Annotated in this window: 4 protein-coding genes and 1 CRISPR repeat array; all 4 genes read left to right on the forward strand. The window is 36.8% G+C overall.

What is annotated here, in order from left to right:
* Nucleotides 1-882 precede the first annotated feature (882 nt).
* The 4 genes from FFM77_RS03040 (at nt 883) to FFM77_RS03055 (ending at nt 10,550) form a co-directional block, all read left to right on the forward strand.
* A complete protein-coding gene (locus FFM77_RS03040) occupies nt 883-1,737 on the forward strand; it encodes a hypothetical protein (RefSeq protein WP_137634270.1) in 855 nt (284 codons plus the stop codon).
* Between the two features lie 2,305 nt (nt 1,738-4,042).
* The gene (locus tag FFM77_RS03045) at nt 4,043-7,648 is read left to right on the forward strand and encodes a hypothetical protein (RefSeq protein WP_137634271.1); all 3,606 of its coding nucleotides are present in this window, start codon (nt 4,043-4,045) and stop codon (nt 7,646-7,648) included.
* Nucleotides 7,641-9,743, forward strand: coding sequence for a hypothetical protein (locus FFM77_RS03050; RefSeq protein WP_137634272.1), 2,103 nt, complete (start codon nt 7,641-7,643; stop codon nt 9,741-9,743). The genes FFM77_RS03045 and FFM77_RS03050 overlap by 8 nt, the downstream gene beginning before the upstream one ends.
* Before the next feature lie 390 nt (nt 9,744-10,133).
* The gene (locus tag FFM77_RS03055) at nt 10,134-10,550 is read left to right on the forward strand and encodes a putative immunity protein (RefSeq protein WP_137634273.1); all 417 of its coding nucleotides are present in this window, start codon (nt 10,134-10,136) and stop codon (nt 10,548-10,550) included.
* Nucleotides 10,551-10,909: 359 nt separating this feature from the next.
* Nucleotides 10,910-12,036: a CRISPR direct-repeat array (repeat unit 28 nt; unit sequence GTATTCCCCACATACGTAGGGATGATCC).
* Nucleotides 12,037-12,313: the final 277 nt, after the last annotated feature.

The following is a 12,313-nucleotide window of genomic DNA, read 5'->3' on the forward strand; positions in this document are numbered from 1 at the left end:
TCTTCTTTTATGCGTAGTACTAGTTAATTCGATGCCAAGTATCCTAGTTTGTAAAATTGATCAGATTTAATAAAGTTCGCCAATTCATTTTAGATGATTAGTCTGGAATTCCTTAGTTTGATTATCCTCGTAGATTTGTTAGAACCATCTTAGCTATCGTGTCGGAGTGCCGACATTTCTACTCCTTACGAAATGAACGTGCCCCGCCTATTCCTTAGATGGTTGCAATTGAGTTTTACGTAGTTTGAAGAGATTATTTTTGTGTGGGTTTAGACTGAGTATTTTTCTATAGGGGTAGACAGATCAGCACCAAGCTACCTGATACCTTGGTGGTTGAGTTCATTGTATAAAAAATGAGCTAGTAGTTAAACTAGCTCAAATCTATTAGATGTGAGTGATTTACAGATTACCCCTGCACCGGATCAAGCATCCTGCTGGTAAGTAAACCAGGGACATAGCTAGGATTGTGAGTAAAGTATGCATATCCATTACCTCCTTCAAGGAATCGTAGAGACAACTTGAGAACAGAGATTGGAGTAAGGTGCTTAGAACCGGTAATTTTAGATAGCAGGAGTGGGGATCGAACCCACGAGCTCTAAGGCTGTATGTATAGTTTACTTCTGCGAATTAGTATATCATACTTGAATCAATTTATTGGAGTGATCGTAGAGTAGTCTGTTACGGATTTCCCAGTATCACAAGAAGCCAGAGTGCCCTTCGGATGCTCTGGCTTCTTCATGTGTTCAAGACGAAATAGTTCTAGTGATTTAGTCTACTTTTAGTACAGTTCAAGGTATAAGTGCAGTTGAAATGGCGAATATTTTCAAAGTATAATTAAATCCGTATGTAAGCGCTGCTTTGCGGTGGAAGGGGTAAGAATAAATGAAAAGATTTATCAGATTTACGGGACTGCTTGCGCTATTTTTGATACTAGTGGCAGGGTTAGTCGCATGTAGGAGTAAGTCTAGTTCAAATAGTGATTCGTCATCGGGGTACGCTAATTCAATCAGTAAGGGATTAGACGCAGTTGCTGAGAACAAGATGAACAAAGCGATTGCTTACTTTGATAATGCTTTGACTCAAAAGCATAAAGATGCTAAAGCTAAGGTCTATCGAAACCAAGCACAAGCCTATGTTGATACGAATAACCAACTCAAAGCTGGTGAAATTCAAAAGGCAGTTACCACTGTTACTGATGGCGTAAAAATTAAAAATGGTGCCAGAAGTCTAGATGCTAAATTAATCCAGTTAAAGACAACTGCAAAATCTGATTTGACAGAGTACAACCAATTGAATAAGGATGTTACGGCTCAACTAAGAGTCACAGATGGTAATTATTCGAGTGATGTTTTGAAGCAAAGTCAAAAGATTGATTGGGATAAAAAACCTTACCTAAGCAAACTTAAACCAAAAGTAAACCGATTGATTAAGCTGTCGAGTCAAAGAGACAGTTCCAGTAGTTCTGAAGCTTCTTCGAGCAATTCATCAAGCACAGCAAGCTCGGAGAGTGGTTTATCTGCATCTGATGCTAAGGGTAAGCTCGCATCATTAGCTTTTTATAAAAAGAATAGTTCTCACATTGATATTACAGGCCAGCAACAGACAGCTAATGGATGGGAATTCACATGGCATTTTTCGAGTGGCAATATGGGTGGAACCTTTGAAGTAAATAATGATGGGAGTATGTCCGCACAAGCCTCCAGTGGAGATAATGTTGGTACGGGTAATTGGAAATAATCAAGCTTCATACAATAGCATGCGTAAGATAGCTGGTTCTGAGAAAGAGAGCCAGCTATTTTAGTGATAAATAATGTTCAAGTTCTAATGAATAGTTGACAAGTATATTTAGTTTATGATTGATTAGGGATAGGAGATTAGAAAAGAAAACACAGTTTGTTTGTCCGATAAGTGCGGGAAAACGGGTGGGGGTGTTGTATAGAGCAATCATAATTAATGGCTATACGTACTTGAATGTCATGATGAGGCTTTAGCTTTTAAAAAAATAGCGCCTAGGTATGATATGGATCTCCGTATCACAAGTGACGCGAAAAAGGCGTTCCATATGCTAAGCACTTAGAATTCATGACATCGTAAACTAGTTGATGCTTCGGCGCTTATAGCTACCTATGTTGTTAGGGAAGTCCTCTTACCATAAATAAAGCAGATTTATCAAATTCAAGTGTGATAAAATAATTTAATTCCCCACGTTTGTGGGGGTGATCCAATAGTTTTAAGTAGTGTACGGCATACAGTGCTGTATTTCCCTACATATGTGGGGGTGATTTTTCGGGTAAATATCAGAGTAAATGTGTGTACAATGTGATAAGGGCTTTTTTTATTCATGAAAAAATGGAAGGACTAATCTAAGTTCGAATTAGTATAACTTAGGTTAGTCTTTTTTATTTACAGTCAATTATTTGGCAAGGACTGAAGTACGTGAAACGTTCAGTTATCTAATAAAGAGTCCAAGCTACATTCTTGGTTTCCGTGGTCCTTAAAAGTAACAAGTAAACGACAATTTGTTTATGTGACGGATAGTCTTAGCTGGAATATAAAACAACTTGAAGCCCAACATTACGGTGTTATGTCTATTCTCATCCTGTGAGAGCACTAATATTCTTTGGCTTGAATAAGCTTTTAGGCAATCTTACTCAATAAATAGCAGTCGTTAACCAAGTAATCATGGCTAAGAGGAATCAATTTGTTTTTTTAATAATTTTCGATGACGTCATGCAGATAAGACCAAAAGAAGTTTGTTGGGCTAGTTTACTTTGAATACGATCCTATATTGTTGTGCCTAGTTCACTAACGTAAGCTAATGCTTTTCTCTGATACTGTTATATAGAACACTCGTTAATACTATATTGGTTATAATGTGATATACTAAAATGGAACTTCTTATCTAGTTAAGAATATATACGAATTTTTATAGCGGTGTTTTTTTGTGATTAGGTCTGTATGTTGATTTTTTTAATAGATACAATGCTTTAATACAGTGAGGTCAGATTAAAATTTGAAGCAGGAAATAAGCGGGATTTATCAGGTATTGCAATAGTGCTTATGTGAGTATTTAAAGAGAGAGGTCAATGCTGACGAATATTGGAAATTAAAGCATCAAGGAATACTGAGGAGGTGTTATGGGTTTCGGTTTCGTTGTTTTAATGGGGAATACAGGCTCGACTAACGTTTTATGAGTGGATTTTTCCGAATGTTGTCCATCTTTTCACAATCCAGAATCAGGAAACTTCCAGATATCATATTCATTGTTGCATGGTAGTCAGGCCTGAAGAGGAGAGAAAAGATTGATGAATAGCGAAATCGACTAGTAAAACAATAATTCTTGGATATATATATATTCGAGGGCACCTATTATTGAATCTTGAGGTGTTAGTGAAAGTGTTCCAGTTTGAAAGAAAAATATAAAACTGAATAAGAATCATCATTAGGAAAAAGTAAGTAAATATATATGATCTTGATACACCCCTAAATCACTGAAGGCGAACAGAATCGATGGGGTGGAACCGTATGCGGGTGATTAAGACGCATGTATTGGCTCTGGAAACCGGATTGCGAAAGCAATCTGGGCTGCAAAGCTATGGGAGACACCTGATGTCATACTAGCGGTAGTTGATTTTTGGAATGTACAAAATTTGATGGCGCCGGATTGGTAATCAGTAGTGACTCTAAAAGAAATTGGTGAATGAGATCATAAAAAGATGCAAACTGACATCGTAGGAATTATTATCGACCTGCATGCGCCGGATGTACTAACCAAAGAAGCAAGCATGGAAACTGTTGAAGAATGAGAAACGTTGAAACTAATAATAGCTAAATGTTTAAACTGGTCATTTGCAATGAATCTTGATTCTTAAGTGATCAGATTTTTATCCTCTTAAAAGAAGAAACTAAGACGTAATACGTTTTGTATTAGGATTGACGTTTTTAACGAAATAGTTGGTTTAAATGAACGTAATCATATGGCACTATAGAACGCACGTTCTTAGCCAGCAATATTAAATTATTGAGAAGAGTTGTCAAAAAAGTGGAAGTATCAGATTTGGATAAATTGTATGTAAAAATGAAACAGGTTCAGCGGGATTGTGAAAGCAAAGATAACGGGTGTTTAATGACGTTGGGGACACCTACTGGAAGTGGAAAAACCAGAGGATTAGTACATTTTGCGGGAAAACATCTTGTCGATGATCCAAGTTTTCGACTTATTTTTATTACAGATCAAAAGAAGAATCTGTGGCCCGATGCTTTTTATGACGAGGTAATAGCAAATTATGTGAAGCAACATTCTAAATTCAAGGAAAAGGCAGAACGGCAAAAATATCTAGACAAGCACGTTGTGGTATTGCGGTCACTAATTGATAGCGTTGAGCGATGGATTTCGACAGATTTACCAAGTGGTTTAGATAGCCAAGAGATTACTGCAGCAAAATCAGAAGTCAAACGCAAATATGAACTATATAATGTTATTCACAAAATTGATGATAAAGATTATAAGGGTTATGGAGCGTTGTCTACTGCTGAATTTAAGTTTAGACAAGCAATTTGGAAAAAGTTGGCTAAAGATTTAAATATTGATAGTCCTCTGAACCCATATAAATTACAACTACTTAAAAAATATGTGTTGTCAAAAGATACAAAAATATCTGTTTGGCTCAGACATTACTTTCCGTCTATAAATATTGAGAATGCACAATTAATTATTACATCAAATGCAAAAGCAATTCGAAGTTACAGGCCATTCTTTTCAACAAGGACAAAACGAGTTTGCAATGAAAAGGTTTTGAAAAATGTGCTAATTGTTTTGGACGAAATCGATAGTATGAAACCGACTATTACGCAGAATATCATTGAGGATGCCTGCCGCCTGAAAGTACATTTCCTAGAACTGTTCAAACATATTCATGAAGAGTTGAACAGGCCACAAGATAATAGATCAATTGCACTGATGAAGATTTTCCAAGAACAGGATAGGTATTCTAAATTAAAAAAGCAGTCCAATCAGCTTAGCGATAAATTTCATTTAACATTTAACTACAAAAATATTGATGATAATGCTCAGGATAATTTTATTTTTCGTTTAGCCGATATTACGGTTACTAAAGCAAATACTCCTTGGCAGAGTGTAGTCGACTTGAAAGTGCCACAGGTGAGTCTTTCTCAAAAAAACTTGTCAAGAAAACAAGATTCCTTAAACTTTTACGCGATGTTGCGGCAAGTAACATCCTTTATTAACTATTTTGTGGCCGATGTTGGTGTTTGGGCAGTACGGTACATGCAACAAGAAAATAGTCGACATTCTTCTATAGTTAACGATTTAACTATTATGGATGCAATGACTACGATTTATACAGATTTTTTTGGCTTGGATGAATCAAGTTCGGAGTTTCAAGCGCTGATCTCTGTTTGGGAAAGCCAACAATTTCAAAGTAAAATGTTAGTGCAAGATCAAGGCGATGTTATCAGTAATCGATATTTACAAAAATTCGGAGCTCAATTTTTTTCAATGACAGATAATCCAAAGCATAATCTTTCAACGAGGATTGATGCTGTTTTAATTCAGAAGACGGCAGAAAAATTTTTGCTGAAACTATGTCGAAAAAATTTAGTGTTGGGAATGTCGGCAACAGTAAATCTTGAAACTGTGATTGGTAATTTTGATTTTAATTATTTACGAGAACAGTTAGGGATAAGGCTATTAGATGGTCGTGATTATTTACCAGAAGAGACTTTAAAAAGTTTGGACGTTGGAAAAAGGTGTCAAGAGAAGGGTGTGCGAGTTGTTATAACGGAGACGGAAGGACAGTCTATGGGTTTAGATGGCATTCCCGGGATTCAATTGATTCTAAGAAAACGTTTATCAGAACACCAATATAAAGAGTTAGATAAACAGAAGGTAGAATTGTTAACCCAAGAATTTTCTCAAGAAATCAGAGCCCAACCAAATGCAAAGGATAGGGATTTTGTAGAACAAAGGTATTTAAAACTATTTGATAGTTTTATTGTTTTTTTGTGTAACAAAAATTTAACTTCATTTTTGGGATTACAAACGCCACTGCCAAGAAAAAGCACAAAAATTGGTGGTAATCCGATGCGATTAGAGTTCATTCAGTCTGTTTTTGACGGGATAGAAGACTTGTTAGGTATAATGTCGGATAAGAAACCGCAGTTACGAGTGATTTCTAAAAATAGTTTTCAAGTAGGTTTTTCGATTGAGCAACAATTGGCTGACGCGTTAGCATTGCCAGAGAAATATAGAACACGAGTATATCTTTTGAGTGCATACAATTCTATCGGTGTAGGACAGAACTTAAATCATCGGTTAAGCGATTTTGAAAAGCCATTAGTAATAAGTATTGCATCAAAAAACGTATCATCGAAAGATCAGCGACAATTTAAAGTCGATTTGGCAGGTGTTTATTTAGGAAATGTTACTCAGATTTTTGAGAATGTAGATGCAATACATGAAATGACGCCACAAACAATTCACTATTTATTACAATTAAGTGCATTAGTTGATAATGGAGAGATTTCGGTAGCTAAGCTTACTTTGTACCTTCAAAGGTTAAATCGAAGGATACCAGAGAAACAATTTCAAACCACTATGAGTTATGCATGGGCATACACACGAACTATACTGCAAGCACTAGGGCGAATGGATCGTACTTTTAACAAATTACCTACGTTACAGATTGTTGTGGATACAAAGGTAATGGATAAATTTAATGTTTATGGATTAAAAGATTACCAATTAGATGTGGGGGCAAAGGCGATTCAAATGTATCGACGCCAAAAGAAAGTATATCAAGAAAGTACGCCATTGACGATTAGATATCGAGGCTGGAACGAATTAATCAAAAAAACATATAAAACTGTAGTAGAGGGGTGGGTGGCACATTTACAAAAAGATCCAAAACAAGCCCATCGCTACCAGAAGCTGCGTGAGGATCTACTAGTAAATCCAACACTGTATCAGCGGCAATATAGAAAGTTTGAACTAAAGGCGGGATATGAATTTTTACCAATACCAGAAAAGAGTTATAAAGTTTTTCGTAGAGGAAATGAATTTTCATTTGAAAAGCAGGCAAATGTTAAAATTTCTGCTGACGCAGCTAACTTGCCCTCGATATTGGCTTATCCTAAAATGTGGGAATATTTTATTGCAAATCATTGGGCAACGGAATGGAAAAAACGTGACTATATTATGAATCCAATTCACTTTGACAGTTACTTGGGTATCCTTGGTGAAAAAGCAGGGCAGTTTATTTTAAAAGATATTTGGTCCATTGAAGTGGAAAGATTGGCAGGAGATTTAAATGAATTATTCGATGGTTATATTATTGGGACGCATACACTAGTCGACTTTAAAAACTGGCATCAGGTGCATAGTGAGTCTCTGGAAAACGAGAGAAAAAATGTTGCAAATAAATTGGGACAGATTTGTCAAAAGACAAATAATTGGGATTGGAAGGTTCTTTTTGTAAATTTGGTTAATAGTGAAGTACCTGATACCTATGTTCAACGCAGTAGTAATCATGGAAAAATCTTAGAAGTTCCGGGGTTGATCGATTGTACTGGAAAATTAGCATTATCTTTGTCGGAACGAAAACAATTGGGGGAGTTTGTCAATGACTGATAATCACTTTATTTATACCAACCTTCTTGACTTTGAATTAGACTTAGTTGGTTTGACTGCAAGATTTAATTTAGTGTGGTTACACACTGACGAGCCCCAAAAATTGCCCAGTTTATTCAAAAAGCATCCAGTCTTAGCAATTCGAAGTTTTGTGGATCCTTTCCATCTCGATTGGAAATGGAAAGACCGAAAAAGAGGTAATTATCTGGTCATGACGGATGAACAAACTGGAAGTCTACCGAATATTCCAAACGGGAAACAAAAAAAGATATCGTTTTCAGAATTAGATGATTATGGAATCTCTGACAAGACTATAGTATTTATGTTGTTACAGCAAAGGCAATGTTTTGTTCAGCATGGTGTGTTTGCTAATCCTCATCCTTTTAGCCGCTTGATTGTTGCCCTACCTAATTGGAGGAAACAAAATAAGCAGCGAACTCTTGAAGTTGAGCTAACGAAAAATAGTGTACTTAAGTTAGTTGGACGGACGTATACTGAGAAAAAGGTAACTTCGGATGATAAGTGGTCGTTCCAAGTTGAAAAAGCTACTGAATGTATTTACCCTTCAGACCGGGGTGAAGAGCGTGGCTTAGTGCAGGTTAATCGTGGTAAGCGGCAATTTGTGGACTTTTTATCTATTACAGAAGAAAATGCTTTTTTTGACACTAAGGTTGGAGTGATTTATGAATTAATGAGTTGGTTAAGGACTAGTCGGTTTGAAGATTGTTTCAAAAGTATGCCATCTTTGCGCCCATATCCCTTAACTCATTATACAAAAACTAGAAAAGAACAGAATAAAGACTTGACAGATGAGATAATAAGTGGAAAAACAATCTTTGTTTATGCCGATAAAGATCTGGTTTCACAACATTTAGCAAAGAAAATAACGAATGCAATAAACATGAGTAGAATAAATATAGCAGCGCGTTATTCAGAGAAAAAGCAACTAGGTTTAAATATTCAAGTTGTGCGTGATGTACGAGATAGTCCTGATAAGGTGGATGGTTATCAAAAAAATCAGGGGATGAGCGTCATTCAACATATTACTGTCGAAAATTTTGGAAAAAACGAAGAGCAAACATTGTCAGATCTGCAGGTAGATTTTTTGCAGAAAGATAAGGCCATGATCAAGATATTACAAGAATTAGTTATAAAACAAGATATAGCGTTGAGAACACTTCGGATGGTGCCTAAGGATGAACTAGAATATTTAACACCATATTCATTTTATTATCTAAATTGGGATACCTCCAAAAAGAAAGCAAAAAGTGAATGGAAAGTTACAATAGGCTGCCTTAAGATTGACATAAATGGTGGTATGGAATTCAAAACGAGTCACTTGTCCTTTTTGAATTCTAATTCAGAGAGTCTAGATGAACTTCAGCAGGTTGGCGCCACTATTATACAGCAGTATAGAAATAAGTATTACCAAGTATTGGGAGTTGTGCGGTTAAATCAAACGTTATATGTTGTATGCAATACATCGTTAATGACGTTACCTGCAGTGAAAGATATTCATAAACAATTAGTGTTAGCTAATCCTAGGCGTCTAGTTTCAAGAACGCAACTTTTAGAGACTGCAGTTAAATTGAGATTAGATAAAAAATATACAGATGACCAATCTAAATTAATCTTTCTCTTAGAAAACATAGCTGACGAAAAATTATCAGTAGCACAATTGCTTATAGAGATAAAGTCAGCACGTATGAATTGGAAGATGAAAATTCTATCTGAATTCAATAAAAGCGTTCACTCAAAGCTTGGATTTTGGTTGAATCCAAGCCTAAGAAGTAAGAATAATCAAGAATATTGGAATGGATTTAAGGGAAGTGGATTGTTATCTATAAATGGGTTACCACATTATTTTGTTGCGACAAATTTACCATTGAAAAAGAATTATCGAAAAGCTATTAGGCTAAAACGAATTGATGTCATTGGTGATTCAGATATGAGAGATGACGAACAAGTGAAACTACATTTTGCTGATTTTCAACGCATGATGCAAGTTAATTTTGTTCGCAATGGTCAAAGTACTGTTATTCCATTTCCATTAAAATATTTGAGAGAGTACCTTACTGAATACGAAGAATCCTAAAGTTATAAAATAAAGGATAGATGCTGGGGATGTCAGGGTAAAAGGTAAGTTTTAAAGATAGTGCCTAGGTATGATACGAATCTCCGTATCACAAATAGATATTTAGTCGCAAAGAGTTGGTGCTCTTGGATTGAAGAAAGGCGGTATAGCATGGAAGACCTGTTACGACTATTAGTGAACGAGCCGGAGTTAAGTAAATTTTATATGTCGCTAGTGCCGAGTAGTCAGACACGATATCAACAGTAGCTTAATAAAGCTAGAAGTTTTGAAGATCAACAAGCTCGTCTTTTGCATATTCAACATGAATTGAATGATGGTCATAGGCAGCTGAAAATCGGTAGTTATATGGGAGATGTACGGGCACCTAACCCGGAAAATGATGATGTGGTTTTGCGTGCAAGATTAATTGAAACTAGTGAACGATCGTCGCATCGACAAATGGCAATCTATGTCATCGCGCTGTGTCAGCATGTTGCCGCAGATTTAGGATTCTCGGATGACTCGGTACTGCAGGAGACGATTGCCATTAATGAACGTTGGCTAGCTGGTGAGATCACCTTCAAAGAAGCACGTGCTTATGCTGGAATTCCGATGAAATATAGTCGTGAGGCGTCGGATGAACCTCATCGATTATTTTATCGAATGTTACATCAGGCAGCAGTTACGCCGCATGTGAAACGTCATGCGTTGATTGCATCCGATTTTGCTTTGGAAGCATTACTGGCGGGAACAGCACAACTGCAATCAGCAACTAAGGAGCGTACTTGGCAGTGTGCGCAATTGTTAGGTACGAGGTCACAAGAGTAATTAGTAAGGGACTTAGCTATTGGCAAATAGTAAGAATAAAACGAAACTTAAATTTTAAGGATATTTCCAATCTATTCATGAAGTAATCACGGTCAGATTCTATCTACAATTAGAATTTAATCGTGATTTTTGATTTAAAATCAATATGTTTTGATACGCATAATGTGAGTATGAAATTAAAGCCTGGATATTTTTATCAATGTTATGTACGAAAATCTGGTGTGCTATTAGATTTGTTTATTGTTAAAGACTGATTACTGTTATATGCTATAAAATATAGTCTGAAGGTCAGGATGCAAACTAATGTAAATTGTTGGTATTGGAAAATGAAAATGCCGTTATATCAGCGAATCTTTAGTGTATTCCCCACATACGTAGGGATGATCCCCGGACGTATTCGTCATCAAGAATGAAGTAGACGTATTCCCCACATACGTAGGGATGATCCTAGCTTCTGGCATATCTGCAGGGAAGTATCCCAGTATTCCCCACATACGTAGGGATGATCCTGCTGCCGTTTTAGATGATAAATTTAACAAAGAGTATTCCCCACATACGTAGGGATGATCCTAATGCCTTGCTATCATCAGAAAAGAATTATTGGGTATTCCCCACATACGTAGGGATGATCCTAAGGTCAAAAATGAGGCCGAGCGAACTCATAGGTATTCCCCACATACGTAGGGATGATCCTAGCCGGTCGGGTGGTGTTAAACCAGTTTTTGTGTATTCCCCACATACGTAGGGATGATCCCTTGCTCACATCAATACCCTTAGCTGCCGCAATGTATTCCCCACATACGTAGGGATGATCCTATGAAGTTTTATGAGGATGGAAAGATTCCTATGTATTCCCCACATACGTAGGGATGATCCCGTCATAAGCATGTTTGGGACGTTATTCAGGTAGTATTCCCCACATACGTAGGGATGATCCCGTCCATACGGAAAACGCCTTGTGATCCCTCAAGTATTCCCCACATACGTAGGGATGATCCTCTATCGTTGGTTTATACCAGATCAAGATAAAGGTATTCCCCACATACGTAGGGATGATCCCGCATGTCTTTAATTTTGATGATCGCGACATTAGTATTCCCCACATACGTAGGGATGATCCTCTCCAGCGTCCCTACTAAACCGATCATTACCGGTATTCCCCACATACGTAGGGATGATCCTTAGAGCTAAGGCCGTTTTAATCACGTTACCAGGTATTCCCCACATACGTAGGGATGATCCCTTCAAATTACTGCACGACCGAACCAAAAACATGTATTCCCCACATACGTAGGGATGATCCTAATCAATATTTGCCAATCGTTGCTGAATTAATGTATTCCCCACATACGTAGGGATGATCCTATGCTTAACCCGGAAGCTGTCGCAAATGCAGCGTATTCCCCACATACGTAGGGATGATCCCGGCTCACTGACCGTGACTATCTTATCAGGGTCGTATTCCCCACATACGTAGGGATGATTTTAAGATATCTGAACAGTTCTACCTCGAAGAAACACATTCTCGAAAAGCTCAGATAGCTGTGAGAGCTTCTATTCAGAATCGTTCAACACTGGATAATTTAGATGATTTTAAAATAATCGTTAATACTTTAGCTTACATTGATATAATATAATTGTAAGTTTTTATTGTAGAATCGCTATAATGTTTTTTCAGTGATTATTTAGAAGCAATCCCTTTAGCTAAAGTGGTGATTGGCCAAATGTTACTATGCATTTTCTACATGATATGGGGCGATTCT

Origin of the sequence: Lactiplantibacillus songbeiensis, from assembly GCF_005405125.1 — a bacterium.
GTDB lineage: Bacteria > Bacillota > Bacilli > Lactobacillales > Lactobacillaceae > Lactiplantibacillus > Lactiplantibacillus songbeiensis.

What these genes read in the sequence shown, in the direction of transcription:
- FFM77_RS03050 (WP_137634272.1), top strand. Translation starts at nt 7,641, where the DNA reads ATGACTGATAATCACTTTATTTATACCAACCTTCTTGACTTTGAATTA.
- FFM77_RS03040 (WP_137634270.1), top strand. Translation starts at nt 883, where the DNA reads ATGAAAAGATTTATCAGATTTACGGGACTGCTTGCGCTATTTTTGATA.